We start from the raw sequence: 25,089 nt of genomic DNA, 5'->3' as shown, positions 1-25,089 counted from the left end.
ATACAGGGCAAGGGTCAAGTCAAAGTCATTCTGTGGTTGAAGCCTTTGAAGTATTAGAGGTTCCTGCAAAATCCAGTTCGTCATTCCCGAATGGTTTTATCGGGAATCCAGGATTCAAAAAATCAACATCTTCTGGATTCCGGCTCCCCGATAAAGTCATTCGAGGACAGGTTTCGCGGGAATGACGGGAAGGGCCTGGATTTCCTCTTTTCCCTGTCTGCAAGTACCCTCCGGACAGGAGCGTAATGACAAAATTTACCCACTCACTTCCACGATGAGCCATATTTTTATTCCAATATTTAAAGGGGTTATATTTTTCCATCAAGTGCCCCGGTGATCTAACAGCGATGGTGGCATAAAAAAATGAAGGTTCAATATTATAAATAAAATCTATTGCCTATTAATTTCATGGAGAATCATTTGGGAGAGCCCTTCAGCCAATCGTTGATGACCTAACGGGTTGGGATGCCAGGAATCTACGAACAGTGTTTGGGGGTCAGCACCGGGAGGATGTAAAACATTATGGGCCTCAAACATAGGGACCTCCTCTTTTTTTGTAAACCGAGTTAATAGACAATCATGGGGATCTGAGTCTTTGTATGAAGGATGGAGGATCAAAAGGTGAATATTATTTTCTCGGGCAATTGAACGCAGGTTTTGAAGTATTTCCAGTCTTTCTTTTGGTAGAACACGAGAGGGAAGGGCTTTTTCATTTAATCCTGAAAATCGTAGCCCGTTTTCACCTTGGCTAACCAGCCGGGGATGAAGTCCGATATCGGGGAGTCCGATATTCATCACCGGATTGATGACAAACCCTCCCTGGATTTTTTCAATATTCCTTTTTGCTTTTTGCAACAGAAAATACCGGTAAATGGCTGATAAAGAAGCCAATCGGCTGGAAAAGGTTCCTTTACGTAATTGGTAAAGTTGGGGATCGGAACGGGTAATTCCAATTTCATTGTTGCTTGAATCCCGAAGGGAAGAAGGGAAATAGTCATTGATCTCATGATAGAACAAAATCAGGTCTGGTTTTAGGTCAAGCCCTTTTTCTTTCAGGTAAACGAGACTCTGAAAAGAGGAGTAAGCCGGAACCCCCGCATTGATCACGCGATAGGGCCGATTCCAATCCGTTTCTTGAAGATTTTTTTCTAATTGAAAGGAATAGGTTTCTTCATTGGCCACCCCTGTCCCAAAGGTTGAACTTTCCCCCAAAGAAAGGATACGGAATTCTCCGGTTTGTTTTGGGGTGATTTCTGGGGATCTAAGGCCCAGCCTGTTGGTTCTCACCGGTTTTCCTTCAAATAAAATATCCAAATTTGGAGAAAGAGCCCAAAATAAATCCTCGTCTATTTGAAATAAACCTTCATACTCACCTGGAAGAGGAAGACTTTGAATGGCGGGAACGGCCCAACCAAAAATTCTAAAACCACCCTCAAGAAAAAGCATCAAAAAAAGGGTCGGTAAAATAGAAAAAATGATAAGTTTTGTTTTACTGAGAGGTGTTTTTGAACGAACCTTCGGATGTTTGCCCATGAGAGGATTTTTTTGCACGGAAAAAATCTTAAATTCTTTAAAACCCCAGGAGGGTATTATTATTTTTTTATTCATCCTAACCCTTTGGGTTAAGACATGCAAGGGATGGGAAGACCACCGGAGATTGACTTCTCAAGGAGGTCAAGGTACATTTTCCAAATGAGGTGTCCCATGACGCTTTTGAGAAGCCTTTTTTTATATTTATTTATTTTACTTGCCTTATTTCATCCTGGCCAACTTTTTGGCAAAGACCTGATCCACCATGATTTTAGAGTGGAATTAAAACCAGAGAAGGGTGAAATTTGTGTGGAGGACACCATTTCACTTCCTCAAAGGTTAATCCAAACAAACGGTACCACAATCAAATTCATTCTCCATAAGGGTCTAAAACCTAAATCCATGACCCCCAATGTGGTTCTTAAATCCACAGAGAATGCTTCTTCCCCTAAAATTGAAGGTTCTTTTCCTGGTGTTGGGCTTGGGGATTTAGTCCCTTTGAATTTTTTCTCGGTAAAGTTACCCCCAGGCACAAATTCTTTTGTTTTGGAATATACCGGTGAAATCAAACATCCCATTTCCCGGTTGAGTGAAGCGGATGCCCAAAGTTCTCCTCAAACCCCCGGGCTGATTTCAGAGGAAGGAATTTATTTGGCTGGAACCAGTTTTTGGTATCCCCATTTCGGAGAAGTTTTCCTATCTTTTTCCTTAGAGGTGAGTGCCCCCGAGGATTGGGGTTTTGTCAGCCAAGGAAAACAGGTCCTTCAAAAGGGAAAGAAAAATGTTTTTCGCGTGCAGTGGGAATCCCCCGAACCCCAAGAAGAGATTTACCTGATTGGAGGAAAGTTTACCCAATATTCAAAAGATTTTGGACAGGTTAAAGCCCTGGTATTTCTCAGGAGTCCGGATGAGTATTTAGCCAACACTTATTTGGAAACTACGGGGCAATACTTAGAAATGTATAGCAACCTGTTGGGTGCTTATCCCTATTCAAAATTTGCCCTGGTGGAAAATTTTTGGGAAACGGGGTATGGGATGCCTTCCTTTACCCTTTTAGGGCCTACGGTCATCCGTTTACCGTTTATTCTTCATTCCTCTTATCCGCATGAAATTCTGCATAACTGGTGGGGAAATGGCGTGTTTGTGGATTTTGAACAAGGCAATTGGAGTGAGGGGTTGACCACTTATCTGGCCGATCATCTGATTCATGAGCAAAGAGGGAGTGCAGTGGGGTATCGTCGGTCTATTTTACAAAATTACACGGATTATGTTCATGAGGGGAGGGATTTTCCTTTGATTCAGTTTCGGGCCCGTCATGGTTCGTTATCGCAAGCGATAGGATATGGAAAAACCCTTATGTTTTTTCATATGCTTCGCCTACAATTGGGGGATAAAAATTTCATTCAAGGTTTGCAAAAATTTTATCATGCCCACCGGTTTCAGCGGGCGACCTTTCAAAACCTTCAAAAATTCTTTTCCGGTGTTTCTGGGGAGGATTTATCCTTCGAACTGGACCAGTGGGTGAAGCGGACTGGATCACCGGTTATCAAAATCCATGGCGTAAATTTACGCGCCGAAGGAGATCAATTTTATCTCCGCGCAGTTTTGGAGCAGACCCAACCGGAACCTGTCTATCGGCTACTTATTCCTATTGCAGTATATTTGAAAGGGGAAAAAAAAGCGTTTCAAACCACTATTTTAATGGACCAAAAACAGGTGAAATTTGAATTTGGTTTTGAACATCTTCCTCTCAGGATTGAGGTGGATCCTGAATTTGATGTGTTTCGCCGGCTGGACCGAAAGGAGGTTCCTCCTTCTTTGTCTTTGGCCTATGGCGGGGAAAACAGCATTATTCTTCTTCCATCCCGGTCTGAGAAAAAAATCAGGAAAGGATTTCAGCAACTTGCAGAATCATGGAAAAAATCACGCCCTGGCAAAATTGAAATGAAATGGGATTCTGAAATCGATCAACTTCCTCATGATCGAACCCTTTGGATTTTCGGATGGGAAAATCGGTTCCGGTCTGCAATGATAAAAAGTATTTCGGATTATTCTGTTTCTTTTAACGCCTTAGAGGTATTCCTTCCCAAGGCAAAACTTAGGAAAGACCAACACACTATTGTTTTGGTTTCCCACCATCCCACCAACCCAAATTTGGCAATGACCTGGGTGGGAACCGAAAATGATAAAGCCATTCCTGGCCTGGGGCGGAAGATAATTCACTACGGGAAATATGGGTATTTGGGGTTTGAAGGGGACAGCCCTTCTAACATTGTTAAAGGGGAATGGCCGATCTTAAATTCTCCGATGTCGGTTTCCATTCCCCAAATGGACGGAAAAACCTCTTTAGAAATGGAAGGGTCCTTAGCCCCAAGAAAGGCTTTGATTAATCCCCCTCATTTTTTTCAGACGGGAAAATGAGGGGGTATTCACTTAAGCTTTTAGGGTTGGGTTAGAAACGCCCCCGACCTCCCCTGCCACCACCACCGCCACCACGACCACCACCGCCTCCACGACCACCACCACCAGGTCCGGATCTACCGCCGCGTCGATTATCTGATTTGGGCTGGGCCTCATTAACGTTGAGTGTTCTTCCCTTTAGCTCTTTTCCATTTAGGCCTTCGATGGCCGCCTTGGCCTCGGCTTGAGAGGACATCTCTACAAATCCAAAACCTCTTGATTCCCCACTAAATTTGTCTTTAATGATATTCGCTGAGTTGACCGCGCCAAATTCCTCAAAAGCCTTCAGCAAATCTTCTTGTGAGACATCGCGGGCCAAATTTCCTACAAATATATTCACGTTGATCTCCTTTTAAAGGTGTCCTTGATCCGAAAAACAGCTAACGCTTTAGAGGCGTAGAAAGTTCTGTTCTTTGCTGGATTGTAGGTATAACTGATTTTTTTTGATAGGTCAATGACTTAATCATATTTTTTTAAAAAACTAATATCAGTGTGTTCGAATAGAGGGGTCTGTTTTTATGGTGCTAAAAGGGACCCAACCTCTTTTTGAAGTGCTTCAATGGCCGATCGGGGGCGTACCATTACAGTCAATTCCCGGATAAAACCTTTTTCATCAAACCGTAAAAGATCCAGCCCTTCGATTTGGCGGTTCCCAATTTTTGCATGGAAAACCAGGCCGAGGGTTCCATCGTTGGATTTGAGCTGATCAGTATATCGAAATTCTTGAAAAACCTTTAAAAGGATGGTTAAAAGCTGACGGATTGCCGGACGTCCCTTGATTGGTTTAAAGCTTACCGGGCTGTTGAGGACCGCATTTTCTGCAAATGTGCCCACAATTTGATCAAGTTGTTTTGCTTCAACCGCTCGTTGAAATGAGTTTTTATCCATTGGCTCGCTTATTGGGTTGGGTTTTAAAAGGAAATTTTTATTTACTGGATTTTCGATAAAATGGTTTTGATTCGAGTCCATGAATCATTTCGGGCTTTTTTGTTTTCAGGGGAGCCTTCGGGGTCATCGCCATATCTCATAAACGCATGGCTTGCCCCTTTGTAAATTCCCACGTCATAAATTCGAGCGTATTTCTCCATTAATTTTTGCGTGTCTGCAATCGTTGCGTTAACCCGTTGATCCTTTTTACCATAAAACCCGTAAACCGGTGCGGAAATTGCTCGGATGCTCTCCTCGGAGGTTGGCGCTGTTCCATAAAACACAAGAGCTGCTGAAAGGGTGGGGGAATGGGTTGCAAAACGAAAGGTTTGTGACCCTCCCCAACAAAACCCGGCCACCACTACTTTTCCATTGGAGCCCGGGACTTTGGAAATAAACTCCTGGACGGCTTGAAGGTCTTGTGTGATCCGGTCGGGTTTCAGTTCGTATATCGCATCACGGGCCTGGTCGGAATTTTTAAAATCGCGTGTTTGGGTGTGTTGGTTATCGAAGCCCGATAATAGGTCGGGGGCAATGGCAATGTAGCCTGCCGCCGCCAGTTGGTCCGTGAAACTTCTGACCCAGTCTGTAAGACCCCGATTTTCATGGATCACAATGACTGCTAAACTTTTTTCTTGTTTCTCTGGGTATGCCACAAAGCTATGAATGGTCCTGTCTTTAGAGGGAACTTTTACCCATTCATTGTGCCGGGGGGATTTCTGGAGTTTTTCTACCGCAAATTCCTGCCCATAAACATGGGATGCCAAAAAGAAAAGACCGAAAATCATAAAATAAATTCTCATATTTTTCCCTTAAACCCTCCATTTAAAAAGGTTTAATATAAATAAATAGTTTCCCTAATCCCTTTCAAGGGGGAGATCAGCCATTAGGTTATCGAATAGTTATTTTGCAGAAAAATTTTAAAGCACTCGGCTGTATACCATCATCTCTCTACTGTAGAGCCGTTTAAATTGGATCTAAGGCATACAACTTATAAGCAATATGACCCATTATTATGTTTTAGTCAAATTTATTAAACAAAATGTGAAGAGGTGGTTTAAATATTAGAAATAAAAATTATTTCAATTGGGTTGGTGAAATTTGTAATTAAATTTTGAATAACCGATGGGTGAAAATTTAGAAAAGAGTTGTTTTTAACCCGGTGGCAATTTCAATGTTAAAACATTCGTGTGGAAAAAAGGATCGTTTCTTTAGTCTAGGTTAAAGCCAACCACTTTTCCGTGTGATAGAACTATCCTGGCTAAAATTTCATATTTTTCACCGGAAAAGTTCACTTTCCAAAGAGGCTCTGTCATTCCTATTCTTTTAATGGCGCCAAGGTATTTCAGTTGATAACCTTTTAAAATCTTACTTCGATCGCTTAATTTAACTGAATCAAAATGCCATTCGTCATAGAATTCTTTAAACGCTTTATTGCCATATTGAATAAAACGCGGGTAGCTGTCATCCTTTATTGCCTCGAGCTGCCAAATCACCTTTTCCTCGGCAGTCATTTGACCTTTGTCATTTGCCCAGATAGGGTGTTCTGAAAAGATAAACAGAAAAACCAAAAGGGTGCAGCTGCTCAAGATTTTAGTTTTTTTCATAATTCTCTCCATTTTTTCGCTTTTTAATTTATACTCTCCTTTCATAAATTGGTCAAAAAGGTCATTTAAAAAATGAAAAGCGTAAAGGAGTTATATTTATTTTTGCATATAATTAAATCCTTGCCTAGATTTCATTGAATGATTAGTAAAGAAGGAATAAACCATTTCTTTTATTGACCCGATAGAACCGGGCATTAATTTCTGGGTATTTTTTTTTGTTGTTCCATTTTAAAACCTTTCTTCCGAAAAATTTAGGGCCAGATGCCCAAAAATTTTATCTCTTTCCAAACCAGGTTCTCCCAGGGTATTATCCCTCGATAAGAAAAAAAAAGAAATCCTTAAGGATAGCATTTTCTTTTATTTTTATCGAGAAAAATCTCGGAAACTACCCAAAAAAACGTTGAATGGTGGTAATTTTATAAACCAAAGGAAAGAGTATGACGCTTCAGGAGGATTTTGTAAAAACAGGTAATTGGCTTTTCCGTTGGAGAAGCTATCTTCCATTAATTTTTATTTCCCTGGTCCTGGTTGGTTTAAGGGATTTTGAATATATGGGCAATAGTGAAGTCTATGACGATTGGTGGGAGTTGTTTTGTTTAATGATTTCGTTTATAGGTTTGGGTGTTCGAGCTTATACGGTTGGCCATGCTCCTTTAGGAACCTCGGGAAGAAATACCCAACAACAGGTTGCAGAAAGCCTTATTACGACCGGTATTTATTCCGCAACCAGGAATCCACTTTATTTAGCAAATTTCGTTATTGGTCTGGGTGTGGTTTTTTTTGTTCATACCGGGTGGATTGCATTAATTTATATGTTGGTTTTTTTTCTTTATTATGAGCGAATCATTTTTGAGGAAGAGGCTTTTTTACAAAAGAAATTTGGGGAGGCCTATCTTGCTTGGGCGGGTCAAACCCCCTTTTTCTTTCCGAAATTTAAACGCTGGACTCCTCCAAATTTGCCCTTTTCTTTTAAGACGGTTCTAAAGAGGGAATATTCCAGTTGGTTTGGGCTTATATCGGTTTTTACTTTGTTTGAAGTGGTCGGGGATCTGTTTTTGAAAGGAAGGTTTATATTCGAATTGGGTTGGGCTGTCCTTTTTTTTACAGGGTTAATTTTATTTGTGGTCCTAAGAGTCTTAAAAAAGAAAACGGATTTTCTTTCCGTTGAGGGCCGGTAAAAAAATAGAACCGGCTTCATTATTGAAGGAATAAAAACATAGTTTTTATTAGAATCATTTCAGTTTTTTCTAACTGTAAACCATCCAAAAGTTTTTTTATTACCTCAGAATTTTTAATTTCTTCCCTTTAACCGATTTATAGAAATATAATTTTTCAAGTACATTTAACCCATATCCTATTTCTTCGATCAGTCAAAAAGTTGAAGTGGGAGGAAAAATTTAGGAAAATGAAAGGGAGCAGATTTTAGGCATTCAAAAGGTTCAAATTGCTGTACTAAAAAAATCCCTATAAAAACAAAACCTTCAAACATTGTTTTTTAGCCATTCCCATGGAAAGCAAAGCCCACCGTATTGATCTTAATGAGCTTTTTAAACAGTTAGCCTCCTCGCCATCCGGCCTAACTTCTCAGGAGAAAACGAAAAGACAGAAGGAGAAAGGGCTCAATCTCCTTGAGGCTTTAGGGAAGCCACCCCTTATTTTTCAATTTGGGAAACATCTGGTTAATTTTTTTGCCATTCTTTTGTGGATTGGTGCTTTGCTTGCCTTTATTGCAGAAAAACTATCTCCCGGAGAGGGGAATATCTACATCGCGGGGGCCCTAACTGGGGTGGTCATCCTCAACGCCATCTTTACCTTCATTCAGGAATACCAGTCCGAGAAAATTATTGAAAGTTTTCATAAAATGATGCCCGTTACCATAGATGCCTTGCGGGATGGAACCAGGAAAAAAATAGAGGCAAAGGGGGTGGTAATGGGGGATATTATTTTTCTGGAAGAAGGAGACCGGGTGCCCGCGGACGGAAGGCTCATTGAGGAAAATTCCCTGAAAGTAGATCACTCTTCCCTGACAGGGGAATTCGAACCTCAATTAAGGACACTTGAGTGCACCCACGAGAATATCATCGAATCCAGAAACATGGTCTTCTCCGGAACCCTGGTCTTATCCGGACACGGAAAAGCGGTGGTCTACGGCATCGGAATGGACACACAGCTAGGGAGAATCGCTAAACTGACCAAAAGGACTGAAAAAATAGACAGTCCCCTGAAAAAGGAATTGAACTATTTTATTCGGATTATTTCAACCATAGCCATCGGATTGGGTATCACATTCTTTACGGTGGGTATCTTTTTGGGCGGTGGACTGATGGCCAGCATGATCTTCGCGATCGGCATCATTGTGGCCAATGTTCCCGAAGGATTGTTGCCTACGGTTACCCTGAGCTTGAGCATGGCCTCCAAGAGAATGGCCAAAAAAAAGGCCCTGATCAAGAGCCTCGAATCCGTGGAGACATTGGGGTCTACCACCATAATTTGCACCGATAAAACCGGTACTCTGACTGAGAACCGGATTTTGGTGAACACCCTGGTTTTAGATGGTGATGAGAAATTGGCAAAGGAAGACGGGATGGATCAAATTTCCGGAATGGACGAGCTTCTTAGAATATCCATTTTGAGCAACAATGCCAGAGTTTCCGCAAAAGGAAATTTTCACGGTGATCCCACGGATGTCGCTCTTTTAAAGTTTGCACAAAGGTTCCGGGACATTCACCAGGTGGTCAACGAGAATGAAAGGATAGAGGAGTTTCCATTCGATTCGGTTAAAAAGAGGATGTTGACCATTAACAAGGTGGGAGACAAAAAAACCGCTTACCTGAAAGGGGCCCCCGAGGTGGTAATGGAAAAATGCACCCGTATTCTTCATCAAGGAAAAATGGAAGGTTTTGATGAAAGCCAAAAGGAAAATATTAGAGGTTATTACAGGAACCTAGCCAATCGGGGGGAAAGGGTTTTGGCCCTAGCCTTGAACCATGAATTCTCCGGTGTGGAGGAAAACTTTATTTTTGTGGGTTTGATCGGGATGAATGATCCCCTGAGAAAAGATATTCCCGAGGCCATTTCCACCTGCAAAAGGGCAGGGATCAAAGTAATCATGATTACCGGAGATTATGGTGCCACGGCTGAGGCAGTGGCTAAAATGGCTGGGCTGGTGGGAGACCAAAAGGCGAACCTGATGACCGGTATTGAGCTTGACTCCTGCGATGAACCTCAACTCAAGGAGTTTCTGAAAAAGGATTCAATAATTTTTGCCAGAACTTCTCCTTTTCAAAAACTCAGAATCACGAAGACACTACAGTCCATGGGGGAGGTTGTAACCGTTACGGGGGATGGGGTCAACGATGCCCCCGCCTTAAAACACGCGGATATGGGGGTTGCGATGGGGTTAAGCGGAACCGAGGTTGCCAGGGAAGCCGCCGATATGGTTTTACTGGATGATCATTTTGAAACCATTGTTAATGCAATTGAAGAGGGCCGGACCGTATTCAGCAATATAAAAAAATTTATTGCCTATATCCTAACCAGTAATATTCCGGAAATTCTTCCCTTTATTGCCTTTGTCGTTTTCGGTATTCCCCTTCCCTTAACCGTTGTGTTGATCCTGGCCATTGATCTGGGAACCGATCTATTGCCGGCTCTGGGATTGGGGGTGGAGAGTCCGGAAGACGATGTTATGAAAATGCCCCCCAGGCCACGGAATGAACGGCTACTTTCCCGAAGCCTGCTGTTCATGTCCTACGGGGTAATCGGGATGATTGAGGCCGCGGCAGGTTTTTTTTCCTATTTCTATGTTTTATTTTCCGGGGGATGGAGTTGGGGCCAGGAATTAAATTATACCGACCCCTTATACTTAAAGGCTGTGACTGCGTTTTTTGTGAGTATTGTGATATGCCAGATTGTCAACGTACAAGTTTGTAGAACGAGAAGGGAGTCGTTATTCAAAAAAGGAATTATTGGAAACCGACTGGTTTGGTTAGGGATATTATCCGAAATACTTTTAGTTTGGATGATTACCCATATCCCCGTGGCTCAAAGAATTTTCGGTTCTACGTCTTTGACTCCTTTCGAGATGGCTTTGGCTTTACCCTTTGCCTTTTTAATTCTTTTTGGAGACGAACTTAGAAAAGCGGGTTTAAGGCGGGGCAATGCCTTTCTTCAAAAATATTTTTCGGGGTAATGAGAAAACTAAATCAATCCGATTAACCCTATATACCAGGTAAACTGGCAAAACCGAATTAACCCAATAACCCCAGTTTTCTCACTTGGATTCGGGTGGCAAAACTGATATCGGGGTGAACCTTCAGGGTTTTTCCCCGGGAGACTTGAACCGTTCCTACGTTTACTCCCCCTGGTTTTCTCACATTTCCTGCACGGGATTGATGAACGTGAACCGTTTTGGCTTTGCGGGCCTTGCTATGGTAAGCGGCCACCCCAGCGGCTTGTAGAAGCGTTTCCCGACTGGGTTCTTCATCGGGTTTTGCACGCAAAATGACATGGCTTCCGGGAACCCCATCTGCATGAAACCACCAGTCATCGGGATCAGCAAGGGTAATGCTGAGGTAATCATTATCGGAATCGGATGCTCCTGCCAGTACAATCCATTCACCGGGAAGGATATATGCAATAATTCGTGGTTTAGACCGGCTCATGTTTTTTCTTTAGGTTTGGAGGAATCTAACCTGTTGACCATTGGGTTCATTTTCTTTTACTCCAAAGGGTGAATTGTCTGGTCTACAGGAAGCAAAACTTTTACCAATCCTCAAGGGGTTGATCGGTCCCGCAGTTCCAGCAGGCAGTAAATTCTTTTTCGATGGTCTCTCCGCAGTTTGGACAGAGCCATTCCCTTTCCTGGGCCGGTTTGGCTTTACCCCAATTTTCCAAAATATCCTTGGCATTTTCTAGATCTTCATCCCTCAATACCCAGAGTTCTGGAAAAACCTCAACAAAGGGAACTTCACCGGCTAAACCGGCTGTTTGCTGATTTTTAATGGTGCACGGAATATCAGAATGCTCCATGATATTTTTGAGCGATTCCACCTCTGGAAGACTCTGTGAAACGAAGATTTTAATCATGGTGTAGGGGAGCCCCAACCTTTCCGGTTTTCATTAAAAAGAATATCCGACCGTAATGCCAGGTCTAAGACCAATATAATTATTTTTTTTCACCAGGGAACCGGTCTTTTCCTTTTCTTCACCATATAACACCGAAAGACTGATTGAGAAATCCCATCCGGTTCCCCAACGCCATCGAAACCCTCCCCCGCCCCCCCCTTCCGTTTCAGTCTTATCTCCACTGAAATCTTTAGTATCTGTTTTATAATAGGAGAAGCTTCCTCCCACAAACCATGAATGTCGGTAGGGTTTAAAGTAATATTTGAAACCTACTTTTGGGGGAAATCCCAAACTCAAGGCAAAATGGCGATGTTGAATTTCAAGTCCAACGATACTGGTAAAAGGCGAATATCCCAACCGGGGTCCAATATACCATTCTTCTTTTTCAAATTCTGGCTCAAAGGGATCCGGCTCATCGGGTGAGGCGTGAACCAGCATCGGGATCAAAAAAATTAAAAAAACGGCAATCTGTACACGAAAAACCAGTGACCAAAAATAAGTCTTAATCCGGTCTTTCAAATAGGAAAAAACTGGAAGTAGGTTATTAAAAATATTTTTTTGCACCGGGGGCTTCATTTTTATTAGGTTTCAGACAGATTTTTCCGTTAAGAAAATTACCATCTTAAAATTTTTAGGAATGACTTGCAAGGGGTTTGGCATAGGATGGGAAAGGAAGAGAGGATCAAAAAGTAACTTTTAAGAACCCATACCAGCCATATTAACATGACAAACAAAACAAACCAGAAACCAAATTCATTTTATGATATTTCATTTTTTTTTAATAGTGTTCCATAAACCATTCCCCTTAATCCCAGAAGACCTGAGACCAACAAACTCAAATCTTGAAGAACTCCGAGTTGGAATGCGGCAGATGTGCCCACCACGGACCAGAGGAATGGAACAATAAATACTGATTTTGGAAAAGGAAAGGATGCCAAGAGAAGAATTCCCAATGTGAAGATGGTGGTAGGGCAGGGGAGACCGAATGTGGGAACCCTGGGATAACGATGGCCGAAGGCCATCCCAAGGAGCGGGTAAATGACCAAAGAAAAAACAATCAAGAACGCCGCAAGCCAGGGAAAGATTCCCCTTTTAAGGGCAAAGTGAAGCCGGTTCTTGAAAACACCTACCCAAGCGAACAAAAACCCACCAACCAAAAAAATTGTTCCGAAGACCCAAGCCGCAGTATTGATTTTGGTAAAAAATACAAAATGCTAAGCAACGGCCATCCAGATCCAGAAAAAAGACAATACAGCCGATATGAGACGGTCGCGAACGGGAAACTGCCGGAACAATAAAACGATGGCCGAAACGGCCAATAGGACCAGAATTACTTGCATGGGCCAAACACCCACATTGTACCGGGCGAACACATCAAAAAATTGTTCTTTCGAAAAAGGAATTTCCATTAAATGAAGCCCCGAAGTTTTGCCGCAATCCAAGGTGAAACTGCGGAGGTAAGCAAGGGCAAAACGAAAAAATTCCCTTCAAAAAGATTGAACACCTGAACAATTTCTTTCAGCGTTTTTCCAACCACAAAATGTCCAAAAAGAAATTCAAAAACTAAAGTTAGTAAAACCCATAGAATCCCTATTCCGATATAGGTTTTTCCATCCAGCTTTCCAAAGAATGGAATAAAGAGGAAGGTGATTAAAAAAACGAGAATGGAAAGAAGAATGCCGCTTAAAGGAAGCGAAATTTGATTTCCTAACAAAGGTAAAAGCACTTTTTCCCGTAAAATTCCGTTTAAAATGGCAGCGACAACCATTACCAGCCAAACGGCGAGGGCTTTTCTTAAGATTATTGGCATAACCGAGAAAAAATTTATGTCGCCCTGTTTAGGACCTAATTATAGGTTAGGTTTTAATAAGACGGTTGTGGGAATTGAACCGTCTTCAGCATTATTCATATAATCCGCAAAATGAACATGGTTGGCAGCCGTTTTTGCTTCTTCATCGGATAGTTCGCTAAGGGCTAAACAAATTTCACCCAGATCTTTTAAACCCTCCCGGTTCCCTTGAATTTCAATTTCACCATTTTTATAAAGTATTTTTAACTTTTCAACTGGTTCCACGAAACTATTCCTCTTCACCTTTTTTTATAAAGCAAACATTAAAAACCAGTTTATCCCTGAAATCGGGATGAACGGTATCCTCAACCGCTAAACCTGAAATGGCTTCAATGCTTTCTCTCACACAACGGTTACAGTAATCCGACCATGTTTCACTGGAAAGCTTTTCCTGAGTATCCCAGGACCACGCCCCGGGGTGTTCATAAACGTTCTTGTTTGGGAGTATCCCCTGAATTGTTCCATTGATTATTCCCCAGACTTCTCCCCCAAGAATTGCCATTCCGGACTTGGCAATTTCAATTAGTGCCTCCTTAATTGAATCCCTAGGCCAGGCCAGTTCTCCATTTGGGGCGCGGAACGCATTGTTTAAAATGTTTTGTGGAAGATTTTCTTCTTCTTGAATCAATTTGGGTTTACCCTCTTAGGCAACGTATTTATAATTTTTAGATTCTTGGTTAACTCTATCGGGCTAAGGAAGTCAACGGAGCGGGGATAAAGAGGGGGAAGGGGATAGAGGTTAGAGGTTTAAGGCGAAGGAGGAAATGAAAAAAAATTTGCTTTATGGGAAGGCCCTTTGCAATGACTCTTCTTCTACTTTCCCTTAACCCTTCCTTACAAAGGAAGGGACACCAACAGGCTGTTGGGAAACTCGTCCCCTGTCATTCCCGAATGTTTAATCGGGCCCGCCTACCGGCAGGCAGGAATCCAGCCTGTTTAGAATCAAGGACTTCTAGACATAATGGTTGACAGTTTAAAAAAAAAGACCTGCCCCTTGTCAACATGGGTTATATTGGGAGAGTTGTTGCACCCAATACAGGGCCAAAAACAAGGAGGGCAGGTCATGAAAGATTCTATCACGATCGTTGGTTTGGATGTACATAAAGATTCCATCGAAATCGTCATTGCCGAAACCACGGGGAGTCGTGAGGTTCGGCACTTTGGCAAAATAGGCGGCAATATGGCATCCCTGGATAAAGCCATCCGAAAACTAAAAAGCAGCCATAGAGAACTGCGGTTTGTCTACGAAGCAGGCCCCTGTGGTTATGAGATCTATCGTCACCTGAGCAGGCAAGGATTTCATTGTGTTGTTGTAGCTCCTTCCATGATTCCCAAGAAAAGCGGCAATCGCATTAAAAATGACCGCCGTGACGCTGAAGCGCTGGCCCGGCTCTATCGCGCCGGGGAGTTGACCAGCATCTACGTTCCCCGGGAGGATGACGAAGCCATGCGGGATCTAACCCGTGCCCGGGAAGATGCGGGCAAAGCCCAGAGAAAGGCCCGACAACAGTTAGGGGCATTTCTTCTGCGCCACGGTGTTCGTTACTCAGGCAGCTCCTCTTGGAAATCCGCACATATGCGTTGGCTGTCAGACATCAAGATGCCACACCCCGCGCAGCAGATCACGCTGCAAGAATATATTCACGCCGTTGAAGAATGTACACAACGTGTGGAGCGTTTGACCGAACAAATCCACAAGCTATTACTCCAATGGCGTATGGCGCCGGTTGTTGAAGCCCTTCAGGCACTGCGGGGTGTGGCTCCGATTGTTGCGGCCACCACGGTTGCGGAAATCGGCGACTTAGGCCGTTTTCAGACTCCCCGACAGATCATGGCCTATTTGGGCCTGGTTCCCTCTGAGCATTCCAGCGGCAATTGTACACGCCGCGGTGGCATCACCAAAACCGGCAATGGCCATGTCCGCCGGGTGCTCATAGAAGCCGCTCACGCCTATGGCTATCCCGCTCGTGTCAGCCGACATCTGCTCAAACGTCAAGAGGGGCTGCCACAACCGATTCGAGAAATCGCCTGGAAAGCCCAGATCCGGCTGTGTGGCCGGTTTCGCAGACTCATGGCCAAAGGAAAATCAAGAAACACGGTTGTCGCAGCCATCGCACGAGAACTTTCCGGCTTCATATGGGCCATTGCCAATCAAGTTCCGGTGCCCAATGAGTAAGACGAATATCTAAGAACAAAGAGCTTCAACAGGAGGACATCCAAGCAAAAACATATAATAACGCATCCAGAATAGAAGCAGGGACGCGACCGCGTTTCGGGAGAATCCTCGGGGAATCCAAGGAATCAGGCAAAAGCCGAACTTCCGCCACTAGAGCGAGGCAGCTCCGCGACGAAGACAAGTCATGCGGTCAAATCCGCGAATATCAGATTGATCAAACGTCGCATCATCGGTCCCGTCTCTGCTTGTGTCCTGGATTCATCGTCAAACCAGGACCCCGTGAAAAAGGGGACAGGATACTTTTTCCTTCTTGACGTATGTCAACCATATCGGATTCCCGTTTCCACGGGAATGACGGACGAGTCCTGTTACGGACTTTTTACGAGGCCATCAAACCTGACCCCCTTTTTATTACCTTCCAAAGGAAGATTTTTTAGCGGGAAATTTCGAATGTGAAATTGGAAAGGCGGTTATGGTTCCAATCGAAGAAATCGAAAGAATAATTGCCAAAGGTCACAGGCCAGCTCTTAAACCAAAAACAGCGGGTTCCTTAGAACTCTCTTTTTAACCTCAAAAAGGGTTGTTTAAGCCGGATTTGGGAACCATTTTTTAATTCTCATATAATTATTTCAATCCCTTACCTTGGTCCAACCCCGGCCATCCAGCAATAAAAAATTAATAACTGGTTGTTAAAATTAAAATCATGCAGTATATATGTATAGGGTCAATTAAATTTAAAGCTCAAGATAAACATGCCAACCCCAACTACATCAAAATTTCCAAAACCAAAATCTTGGGATGAGTTTGAAGATATTGTCACAGATATAATGAAAAATTTATGGCAAGACCCATATATTAAGCGGAATGGTAGGCAGGGACAAAAACAAAATGGTGTGGATATTTACGGGTCTTCAAAAATTGGAGCGAGGGGTTACCATGGAGCCCAATGCAAAAATACAGATTCTTTAAAATTTGAAGAAATTGAAAGAGAAGTTTTAGAAGCGGAACATTTTACCCCTCCTCTTATTTCGTATTTGATCGCAACAACAGCATCAAGAGATACAAAACTTGAGGAAAGAGTCCGGGTTCTTTCACTTCAAAGGATTAATAATGGAAAATTTGAGGTAAATTTATTTTTTTGGGAGGATTTGTGCTTAGAACTCTCAGGTAATCGGTCTTTACTGGAAAAATATTTTCCTGGTTGGGTTGATAGTTCTACCTCAGAAGACTCTATCATGCAAATTATAGAAGAATCCAGCCCCTCGGATTGGATCTACATTGACCAAGCTCGGTCATACACATATAAAAAAGACGTTCAAATAAATATTAAACTCACATGGGATAACAACCCTAATCAATTTGGAGAATCTTGGGCCAGGAGATTTCCTGATCCATCAGCTTATGCGGTCAAATTCACAATTTATCATGGAACCTCTCCCATAAAAGAAATTTATACAGTCTCAATTGATGGGAGCAGGTGTTATATTCCATATCCAAAATCCATGGATTGTCTTACAATTACTCCATGGAATTACAATTTTGGGAAAATTGTCAATATTGCTAATGGTGAATTTCAAAAAGAATATGATTCCTATGTTAGAAGAGCCGGTATTACAGTGGAAGAATAAAATTTTCCTTCTCACTTTTTAAAAACCCTATACATTTTCCATTGCTATTATGAATATATCGGAATTGGAACCAAGGGTAACTGCTCCTTTAAAAAAACTTTTTCCAACCCTTGATGAAACCCAAATATGGTCTGCATATAGAGATTTTTTAAATATTTATTGCCTGATAAAAGAATGTGAAAAAAACCTTGGAAAAGGAGATGTTTTCGATCTAAAAAATAATAATGCGCCACATTCAGAAATAGAACTCCATTTAATATATAAAAGTTTTATCGAATCTTTATTGAAAGCCCTTTTCATGTTTGGCGACATTCTAATCAAAGTTACTGTAACCCAGTTATTTGGAAAATGGGATCGGGAAAATTTTCTAAAATTACATTTTCCTCCCTTCCTAATTCCACAACATGTTCTTCTTCCTGTCCATTGCATTACAGTTTACAGAAACAAACTCATTGTTCACCATGATGTCCGACGCATGCAGGGGTTTTTTACTTCAAATGGTAAATTCCATATATCTCCCTTACCTCAAGGAATAAGTGCCCCAGAAGAGGAGACCGCAAAGGTTGAATACCTCTGTAGAAAATATGGAAAATTTATTGGTGGGCTTGAATCAGAGCCAAATTATTTCAATCGTCTTAATTTATTATTTAAGCACATACCTTTGGTGGTTAATGGAGAAGGAAATCCCGACAGAACTGATATTGATCGAATAGCTGAAAAAGGCGGTTGTAAATCTTTGACCGACGAAGAAGTTTTAGCTGGATGCGACTGTTTTTTATTTGCTTTAGCGGAGGTGCCTGTCAGGAATTGATTGGTATGCATTTAACGTTGCCTTTTTTGATAGGGGTCGGACCAAGCTAACAATCTGAAACTAAATGTTAAACCTCCAAAATACAGGCGTTTTTGATTCTTAGAACCCCTTTTCCACCCCTAAAAAGATTGTTATAGAAGGAAGGAAATATAATGCCGGTTGGCCCCGGATACAGAAGAATTCCTTACAACGTACTTTTTAACCCCAAAAAGATCCGTTTAAGCCCATTTTTTGGGGCCATTTTTTAATCCTTATATAAATATTTCAATCCTTGTACCTTGGTCCGACCCCGGCCGCTTTACTTCCGCTTCCGTCAAATATCACGGTGGCATCATCCAAGTGAGGCTTTGCATTTTCAAAAACCAAGTGACTGACGTATTTATAAAAAGATCCTTGGTATCGGAACCCTCCCTCCGTGTCAATACACACTATCACTCACTACAACAAGCCTGCATGATGGAGAAATTCCTCTATGACGATACGACACCCATGTCGAACCCGTTCTATATCACTTTTTTGCGCTGTGAAGTATCGGCCATGTGCAGAAGAATTTCCTATTTCACGAAGTTGAGGCAAAACAGACTTCGCATTACGAGACAAAGTCATGCATGGCTCTGCTAAAGCGACGCCAATGAGATCGGATAAGTAAAAATAGTTACCATTTTTATCCTTTATCTTCTGCGATAACCCCTTGTGTTCAAAAGCCTCTATGATAACGATTTCTAAAATACGACGCATCATTACTGCGCAACCGTCATACCAGTCTGCTCCAAAGCAACCATTCATTTGACGCCCGATTGTCATTAAGTACCCTCGCCTCGTCCGTGTAAGGATAGCAAGTGGAAATATGGAGTCGTGCCCCACATCCGTTGCAGGTTGGGTTGGGTTGCGCCATGTAGTTCTAAGCGAAACAACAAGTTCTTGTGCAATTTGCGCCCTTTTCTTTTGATCTGTATTTGGCGAGAAAATCGCCTCGATCATTTCCGCCATTGCAGAAACGTCACCAGGAGATTGGGTTGAAAGATCTCTAAATGCGTTAATACCCTCCGCACGGAGCTCCACAAATTTATTCGAGTAAAAGTTGTCTGATGTAAGCTTTTGCCTATGTTTTCGTGCCTTCCTTGAGACTTCCATGGCCCGCTGCACAAGTTGCTCTAATAGATATGGTGGTGTCAACTTCGTTTCTGCTTTTGCCTTACGGGTCATCGTATTACCACACCGAGTAGACGAACGTTTGCTTATTCCCTTTGATCTTTGTTCTGCTTCGTCTTAACTTGCGATGATGAGTTAATTTTTGAAGAGGACCACTAAGACTTGTTAAAGCTATGTGATGGCCACGGTTTTCTAATTCCGCTTTAACTTGGGCCATCGTCTTTGGTTTCTTAAAAAATCCATCCGCCACCATTTCCTCTATATATGCTCGTGGCCCAGATCTGGTCGCCTTCACTTTTTTTCGAGAAGACGGCGCACCATGACCAGTTGCCCTCTTGAGAGGAATGGCTCCCGATTGCAGAGCAAGCAAATCATCCAAGATCTTCTGGAATGCAACCCGCTTAAGTTCAGGGTCGTTTACTCCAGAAACAGCCTTTTCGGCCTTCGCGACGATTTCTGGATAATTTCGATCGGCTTTCATTACCTACCTCCGTTTCTGTGGCCCAGAAGCGGCCCGATTATCTAATTGTGTGTAATTTAAGTCGAGTTCTAAGGATGTAAACACCAGTTTCCCACAAAATGCTCGCGCGAGGATTGATTGGCGGAGGCGTTCGGCGCGCTGGAGGTTGGCTATTACCTCTTTTTCTAGGTCTTCCACCATGCTCAATCGGCGTTCCACCTCTTCTACTATCTCATTTTGTTCTGCCCAGGGTGGAAGTAGGATTGGAAGAGAACAGACTTTGTTCACGCTTAGTGTATACAAGCCAGAAGTCGAACTGGCTACCCGCTCAACAAAATGTCGCCCCGGTAGCGACAGCAGCCAAAACAAAATCCATTTCCCGATGTCAACGTTTACAAGACGGATTTTAATGATGTGGTTCTGGTGAACACACGGATCGATTGAGCCATCCCAAATTGCAAGTCTCCCAATCTGATCTTTGCTTCCATTACCTTCAACGATTAGCAAATCACCTCGCTGTAAAAGGAGTTTGTCCAACTCGCCGTCATAGACCCCAATTCGCTCAATCTGATCGAGGCGGAGCTCGTTTGCATAAACGTTGGCGACCCGAAGGTAAGGAAGTTTTTTGGGTAATTTGGTTCGTTTAGGGTTTTTGGTCAGCCCGCCGAAAATCAGCCCAATCTGTTCAAGCCGTGCCCACATCCAACCTTCCAGTAGCGGTGGGAGAATACTCGTATCTGGCACAGCGGGCTCTTTGTATTTTCCTTTACCTTTCCATCGCTCTCTCCGTTCGGCAAGGATGCGCTCCAACAACTTGCTGGCGGGTTCGACATCAGGATACTTTTTGCGCCATTGTTCGGTGAGTTTGCCTTGGACGGCGGCTTTGAGGACGGCGGCTTTGTAGCGTTTGAGGTTGGATTTGGCGTGCTTGAGGCTGGCAACGGCTTTGTCCAATCGGGAGAATTGTTTTTCGATTTCCGCGACGATGCGGGTTTGTTGGTCGAGGGGGGCAAGAGGAATTTTAATTTGAGCAAGTTTCTTACCATTTACGTTGGGTTGTCCAATACCAGATTGGCTTTTGCTAATTTGACGCCAATAGTCGGAGGACCTAAAAAAGTACGAGATATATTTTGGTTCTATATCCGGTTTTAAGCGAACACGAATTAAATAAGAAGCAAAAACAGATTCTGGAATTGAACCGGTTATCAAATAGCTCTTTCCGACCGTTGCGCCTGTTCTGGCAAAAACAAGATCTCCTTCTCTTAAAAGATATTTTTCTTTTTCTTTGTCATCAATAATGCAAAACGGTACTTGGTTCCATTCAACGGTATCGTTTTGAATGTCTGTAATTCGCAAAAAGCTCGGTCCAATTTTCTCGGTCTGAGCCTTTTCCGTGTAACCATATTGAATAGCAGAAGCTAACTCACCTAATGGAGTTATAATCCAATCGTGTGGGATGGAAAAATTCATGCTGCTAACGTCTCATTCAATTCGTTGATTCGGTGAACACAATGTGTCTCGTAGGGGATCAAAATTTTGAACCCCTACACGGATGGGGTCACGTTTTGTAGGGGCGGTTCGTGAACCGCCCCTACAATTCGGGTTTGAGAAATCAAACCCCTACCGTATTCGGATTCTCGGTGTCCTCGGCCCATTTCATGGGATTTTCGAGAATGTATTGACGGATTTTGTTGAGATCCTCCTCGTTACGGATGATGTGTTCGTAATAATTTCGTTGCCAAACCGGAACACCCGCAGAGGCACGCATTTGATTGATTCGTTTGGTCGAAACGGTTTTGAATGCCCCGATTAAACGGCCCAAGGGTTTTTGTTTGACCGGACCCGTAGGGGCGGTTCGCGAACCGCCCCTACCGTCGGCGGTGATGGCGATGATCCCATGCAAATGGTTAGGCATCACGATCCATTCATCCATATTCGCATGCGCGTATTGTTCGGACAACCATTGCCAACATTCCGCAACGATTTGACCATAGGCGTTCAACCGCATTTTCCCGTCCGTCACATCACCGAACCAACATTCTCTGTTCTGTGTGCACAGCGTTATAAAATAGGAACCCGGCTGTGAATAGTCATATTCCTTGATTCGAATAGAACGACGATGATGGATTTCAGGATTATATCTCATGCTGCTAACGTCTCGTTCAGTTCCTCGATCACTCTTTGATAATCCTTCCCAAATACTTGATGCGCTCTGCCAATTCCCCCTTGCTGCATGAAGGGCGCGAAGTCGAAATCATCGGTTCCGATGCTGAGGTTCGCGGCGATGTGGTCACGGATCATTTCGAGCCATTTGATCTGTTCTGGGGTGAAAGGCTCTGGATTCCCTCTTTCGCGGGAATGACGAATCGTTTGTGCCAGCCAGGTGTTAAAGTTGGCATTCACACGCTCGGGAAATGGAATCAGTTCATTATCTTGATGCATTGCAAACCGAACGAGGGATACCAAGTCCGTTAAAATCCTTTTTTTGCCTGCTCCCCGGACTTTGGATTGTTCCAAAGCCGCATAGGCGTTCCAGAGTTGTGATTCGTTCCAAAGATAAGGGGGTTTTTCGATGGCATCGGCCAGTTCTTTGACGGCTTCGAAGGTAAGGCGCTGTTTGTAGGGTTTGGAGTAGAGAATTTGTATCGCCGTGATTTCGTCTTTATTGTCTTTGATAAATTTCTTGAAGGACCCGACGATGCCTCTTGCCCGCTCCAAAGCGGTGGCATCGAATCCCGCTTCGATGACCTGATCCTGGCTTACATGATCGATGGTTTGCTCGGCTTTCTTTTTGATTTCTATTAAGCAGTTTCGAAGATCCGGGCTATAGAGGGGCTTGACGGCTTCCTGGATCAATTTTTCAGCGGCCTGTTGGATTTGTTGTTCACTGGGTTCTTTCGTATCGTTATCAATTTGGGCTTTTTCCAAATGCCGGTCCGGATTTACGGCATCCACAAGAGACCTGGAAAGATCTTTAATACTTAGGTCGCCTGAAATTCTGACGATTTCCGATTGGTCCTCCTGGCTGATGGTTCGCTCCATGCGGGCGAGACGGCTTGCAATACTCGTAAGAATTTCCGGTTCGGTATTTCCCAAGCTGACCGCCTGAAGAAGTTTTTCAAATGAAACGGAGGGTTTTTTCTCCATGGGACGGGAATCGGTTTTATCCCCCTCACATACACCTACTGCGTCAATGATAATATAATGATCTTTTGTAGCCGCATCCGGTGTGACCGCTTGCAAATCGTTACTGTTAATCACACGAACGCCTCGGCCCTTTTTCTGCTCAAAGGCGTTCCTCGATTTTACATCACGCATGAACATTACGACTTCAACCGGCTTGATGTCTGTTCCGGTACCGATCAATTCTACGGTTACGGCAATCCGGGGAAGATAGCTGTTACGAAATTCCGCAATCAGCTCATCGGAGGTTTTTCCCGTCGTCCGGTAGGTGATCTTCTGTGCAAAATCATTTCCTTTGCCGAACTCCTCGCGTAAAATCTTTACGATGTCTTCGGCATGGCTGTCATCTTTGGCAAAGATGAGGGTTTTGGGAACATGTGTGCGGCCGGGGAAGATCTCCGTGAAGAGCTTGTCCCGGTAGGTTTGAATCACCTTTCGGATTTGGTCCACGGCCACGACGTCACGGTCCAATTGGTTGGAGCCATAAGTTAGGGGCTCATCCAGTTGTTCCCAGCGAACGGCACGGGTTTCCCGATCGCGCTTGTCCACATAATATCCTGCCTCGACGGTTCCGCCACCTTGTGTGATCTCCGTTTTGATACTATAGACATCGTAATTGACGTTTACCCCATCGGCCACCGCCTGTTCATGGTTATACTCCATGACCAGGTTTTGACGGAAAAACCCGAAGGTTTGTTTATCCGGCGTGGCGGTCAGGCCGATGAGATAGGCATCGAAATATTCCACAACCTGTCGCCAAAGGTTGTAAATGGACCGGTGGCATTCATCGATGATGATGACGTCGAATGTTTCGATGGGAATGGCAGGATTATATTCAATGGGAACCGGTTCTTTAAAGACTTTTTCCAAGCCCTCCAGCGATTGTTCATCGTCCTCTTCGGTTAAAGGCCGGCCTTTCAACATGGAATAGAGGCGTTGGATGGTGCTGATGCAAACTCTTGCCGCCTGGTCCAAAGTGTTGCTCGTTAAAGGTTGGACGATGAATTCTTCATGGAATTTAAAGTTGTTGTAAGGGGAGACAAATTGCTGGAACTCCTTGAGGGTCTGCTTTCCCAGATTGGCCCGATCAACCAAAAACAAGATCCGTTTTGCATCGGCGAATTTAATCAAGCGATAGGCAATATTGATGGCAGTAAAGGTTTTTCCGGACCCTGTGGCCATTTGAATCAAAGCGCGGAGACGGTTTTCTTTGAGAGAGTGTTCAAGATTTTGGATGGCTGTAATCTGGGCGGACCAAAGCCCTTCCTTCCTCAGTTCCTGCATATTGAGGCAAATACGATCATGGAAGGTTTTTCCACGTTTTCCATACTCAGGGGCCACCTCTGCAGCCATGTCGCTGGGGACGTTACCCAATCCAGCATCCTCAAGCCATGTGATCAGGGTTTCAGGTTTGTGAAAGGAAAATACTGGGCGAGAGTGTGGATCAGGGTCCAGGCCATTGGTAAATTGGGTTTCTTCTCCGGTGCTTTCGTATAAGAAAGGAAGGGGGCGGGTATAGGCGGGGAGGTTTGCAGGAAGACCTTTGCTATATTTTCCGGATTGAACCTCTACACCCGTGAGCGTATGTCCGATCTTTTTCGCCTCCACCACCCCGGCCGCCTTTCCATCCAGGTAGAGGAGATAATCCGCTTCGCCGAATCCTTTTTTCAATGAAAAATGGCGAACCGCTATCCCACGGGAGGAGATCAAATGGACCTTATCCGGGTCCTGAACGGACCAGCCGGCTTTCGTGAGGGATTGATCTATTTCTTGGCGGGCTTTATCTTCCGGATCCAAAACGGTCTCTCAATCGAAGAAGTTTGAAAACGAAAAACCAATGAATGAAAAGTATATTGAAATCCTTGGTTTATCTCAAGAATAATGTTTAGGGGGTTTCATTGAAAAATCGTTGGAGGTTGGAGGGGGAAGGTTGAAGGTAGGTCCATACAGGGCAAGGGTCAAGTCAAAGTCATTCTGTGGTTGAAGCCTTTGAAGTATTAGAGGTTCCCGCAAAATCCAGTTCGTCATTCCCGAATGGTTTTATCGGGCCCGCCTGTCCGGCAGGCAGGAATCCAGGATTTAATTTCTGGCTCATCGTGGAAGTGAGTGGGTAAATTTCGTCATTACCCGTCTGTCCGGCGGGCACTTGCAGGCAGGGGAAAGCGGAAATCCAGGCCCC

Annotated in this window: 25 protein-coding genes and 1 pseudogene; 7 read left to right on the top strand and 19 right to left on the bottom strand. The window is 43.6% G+C overall.

Annotated elements, in window-relative coordinates:
• Positions 1-25 precede the first annotated feature (25 nt).
• On the bottom strand, positions 26-283 hold the full coding sequence (locus tag VGB26_10105; protein HEX9758139.1) for a hypothetical protein: 258 nt from the start codon (positions 281-283) through the stop codon (positions 26-28).
• A 107-nt stretch (positions 284-390) separates the two neighbouring features.
• Positions 391-1,608, bottom strand: a complete 1,218-nt coding sequence (locus VGB26_10100; GenBank protein HEX9758138.1) for a hypothetical protein — start codon at positions 1,606-1,608, stop codon at positions 391-393.
• 96 nt (positions 1,609-1,704) lie between these two features.
• Here VGB26_10100 and VGB26_10095 point away from each other — a divergent pair, with 96 nt between their 5' ends.
• Positions 1,705-3,951, top strand: a complete 2,247-nt coding sequence (locus VGB26_10095) for a M1 family aminopeptidase (protein ID HEX9758137.1) — start codon at positions 1,705-1,707, stop codon at positions 3,949-3,951.
• 12 nt (positions 3,952-3,963) lie between these two features.
• Here the strand turns inward: VGB26_10095 and VGB26_10090 are convergent, their stop codons facing one another.
• From VGB26_10090 to VGB26_10070, 5 genes and pseudogenes are all read right to left on the bottom strand, one after another.
• Positions 3,964-4,107, bottom strand: coding sequence for a hypothetical protein (locus VGB26_10090; protein ID HEX9758136.1), 144 nt, complete (start codon positions 4,105-4,107; stop codon positions 3,964-3,966).
• 19 nt (positions 4,108-4,126) lie between these two features.
• Positions 4,127-4,330, bottom strand: a pseudogene (locus VGB26_10085) (RNA-binding protein).
• Between the two features lie 176 nt (positions 4,331-4,506).
• A complete protein-coding gene (locus VGB26_10080; protein ID HEX9758135.1) occupies positions 4,507-4,878 on the bottom strand; it encodes a nuclear transport factor 2 family protein in 372 nt (123 codons plus the stop codon).
• Between the two features lie 41 nt (positions 4,879-4,919).
• Positions 4,920-5,720 carry a dienelactone hydrolase family protein gene (locus tag VGB26_10075; protein ID HEX9758134.1) on the bottom strand — a complete coding sequence of 267 codons (801 nt, stop codon included), beginning with the start codon at positions 5,718-5,720 and terminating at the stop codon, positions 4,920-4,922.
• Between the two features lie 408 nt (positions 5,721-6,128).
• Entirely contained in the window at positions 6,129-6,524 is a 396-nt protein-coding gene (locus tag VGB26_10070) for a hypothetical protein (protein ID HEX9758133.1), read from the bottom strand.
• A 437-nt stretch (positions 6,525-6,961) separates the two neighbouring features.
• Here VGB26_10070 and VGB26_10065 point away from each other — a divergent pair, with 437 nt between their 5' ends.
• Together VGB26_10065 and VGB26_10060 are read left to right on the top strand one after the other, a co-directional pair.
• Positions 6,962-7,702 carry an isoprenylcysteine carboxylmethyltransferase family protein gene (locus VGB26_10065; protein ID HEX9758132.1) on the top strand — a complete coding sequence of 247 codons (741 nt, stop codon included), beginning with the start codon at positions 6,962-6,964 and terminating at the stop codon, positions 7,700-7,702.
• A gap of 329 nt (positions 7,703-8,031) precedes the next feature.
• Positions 8,032-10,716 (top strand): HAD-IC family P-type ATPase, encoded by a 2,685-nt coding sequence (locus VGB26_10060; protein HEX9758131.1) that lies wholly within the window; start codon positions 8,032-8,034, stop codon positions 10,714-10,716.
• 58 nt (positions 10,717-10,774) lie between these two features.
• Here VGB26_10060 and VGB26_10055 read toward each other — a convergent pair whose 3' ends face one another.
• The 3 genes from VGB26_10055 to VGB26_10045 form a co-directional block, all read right to left on the bottom strand.
• A complete protein-coding gene (locus tag VGB26_10055; GenBank protein ID HEX9758130.1) occupies positions 10,775-11,188 on the bottom strand; it encodes an NFACT RNA binding domain-containing protein in 414 nt (137 codons plus the stop codon).
• Between the two features lie 100 nt (positions 11,189-11,288).
• Positions 11,289-11,612: a DUF2007 domain-containing protein gene (locus VGB26_10050; GenBank protein ID HEX9758129.1), complete on the bottom strand. Its 324-nt coding sequence runs from the start codon at positions 11,610-11,612 to the stop codon at positions 11,289-11,291.
• 33 nt (positions 11,613-11,645) lie between these two features.
• Positions 11,646-12,215: a hypothetical protein gene (locus tag VGB26_10045; GenBank protein ID HEX9758128.1), complete on the bottom strand. Its 570-nt coding sequence runs from the start codon at positions 12,213-12,215 to the stop codon at positions 11,646-11,648.
• A gap of 443 nt (positions 12,216-12,658) precedes the next feature.
• On the opposite strand from VGB26_10045, the gene VGB26_10040 reads away from it, so the two are divergent.
• Positions 12,659-12,949, top strand: a complete 291-nt coding sequence (locus VGB26_10040; GenBank protein HEX9758127.1) for a hypothetical protein — start codon at positions 12,659-12,661, stop codon at positions 12,947-12,949.
• Positions 12,950-13,059: 110 nt separating this feature from the next.
• Here VGB26_10040 and VGB26_10035 read toward each other — a convergent pair whose 3' ends face one another.
• Genes VGB26_10035 through VGB26_10025 form a run of 3 tightly spaced genes read right to left on the bottom strand, consistent with a single transcriptional unit; the run spans position 13,060 to position 14,128 of the window.
• Positions 13,060-13,461 (bottom strand): hypothetical protein, encoded by a 402-nt coding sequence (locus VGB26_10035; GenBank protein HEX9758126.1) that lies wholly within the window; start codon positions 13,459-13,461, stop codon positions 13,060-13,062.
• A 39-nt stretch (positions 13,462-13,500) separates the two neighbouring features.
• The gene (locus tag VGB26_10030; protein HEX9758125.1) at positions 13,501-13,725 is read right to left on the bottom strand and encodes a hypothetical protein; all 225 of its coding nucleotides are present in this window, start codon (positions 13,723-13,725) and stop codon (positions 13,501-13,503) included.
• 4 nt (positions 13,726-13,729) lie between these two features.
• Entirely contained in the window at positions 13,730-14,128 is a 399-nt protein-coding gene (locus VGB26_10025; protein HEX9758124.1) for a hypothetical protein, read from the bottom strand.
• 435 nt (positions 14,129-14,563) lie between these two features.
• Here VGB26_10025 and VGB26_10020 point away from each other — a divergent pair, with 435 nt between their 5' ends.
• From VGB26_10020 to VGB26_10010, 3 genes are all read left to right on the top strand, one after another.
• Complete coding sequence (locus VGB26_10020; protein ID HEX9758123.1) at positions 14,564-15,676, top strand: IS110 family transposase; 1,113 nt, start codon at positions 14,564-14,566, stop codon at positions 15,674-15,676.
• A 752-nt stretch (positions 15,677-16,428) separates the two neighbouring features.
• A complete protein-coding gene (locus tag VGB26_10015) occupies positions 16,429-17,304 on the top strand; it encodes a hypothetical protein (protein HEX9758122.1) in 876 nt (291 codons plus the stop codon).
• Positions 17,305-17,368: 64 nt separating this feature from the next.
• The gene (locus VGB26_10010; protein HEX9758121.1) at positions 17,369-18,115 is read left to right on the top strand and encodes a hypothetical protein; all 747 of its coding nucleotides are present in this window, start codon (positions 17,369-17,371) and stop codon (positions 18,113-18,115) included.
• Positions 18,116-18,553: 438 nt separating this feature from the next.
• On the opposite strand, the gene VGB26_10005 is transcribed toward VGB26_10010, so the two are convergent.
• From VGB26_10005 to VGB26_09980, 6 genes are all read right to left on the bottom strand, one after another.
• On the bottom strand, positions 18,554-19,321 hold the full coding sequence (locus tag VGB26_10005; GenBank protein ID HEX9758120.1) for a DUF4145 domain-containing protein: 768 nt from the start codon (positions 19,319-19,321) through the stop codon (positions 18,554-18,556).
• Between the two features lie 4 nt (positions 19,322-19,325).
• Entirely contained in the window at positions 19,326-19,748 is a 423-nt protein-coding gene (locus tag VGB26_10000; GenBank protein HEX9758119.1) for a hypothetical protein, read from the bottom strand.
• Positions 19,749-19,751: 3 nt separating this feature from the next.
• Positions 19,752-21,197 (bottom strand): restriction endonuclease subunit S, encoded by a 1,446-nt coding sequence (locus tag VGB26_09995; protein HEX9758118.1) that lies wholly within the window; start codon positions 21,195-21,197, stop codon positions 19,752-19,754.
• 142 nt (positions 21,198-21,339) lie between these two features.
• Positions 21,340-21,873, bottom strand: coding sequence for a transposase (locus VGB26_09990; GenBank protein ID HEX9758117.1), 534 nt, complete (start codon positions 21,871-21,873; stop codon positions 21,340-21,342).
• A complete protein-coding gene (locus VGB26_09985; protein HEX9758116.1) occupies positions 21,870-24,707 on the bottom strand; it encodes a type I restriction-modification enzyme R subunit C-terminal domain-containing protein in 2,838 nt (945 codons plus the stop codon). Before VGB26_09985 ends, VGB26_09990 begins: the two co-directional genes overlap by 4 nt.
• Before the next feature lie 172 nt (positions 24,708-24,879).
• Positions 24,880-25,089 (bottom strand): hypothetical protein (locus tag VGB26_09980; GenBank protein HEX9758115.1); only part of this gene is annotated, 210 nt, incomplete at its 5' end.

The organism is Nitrospiria bacterium, from assembly GCA_036397255.1.
GTDB lineage: Bacteria > Nitrospirota > Nitrospiria > DASWJH01 > DASWJH01 > DASWJH01.
The sequence above is the reverse complement of the archived record's forward strand: the minus strand, read 5'-3'. Positions and strand labels throughout refer to the sequence as shown.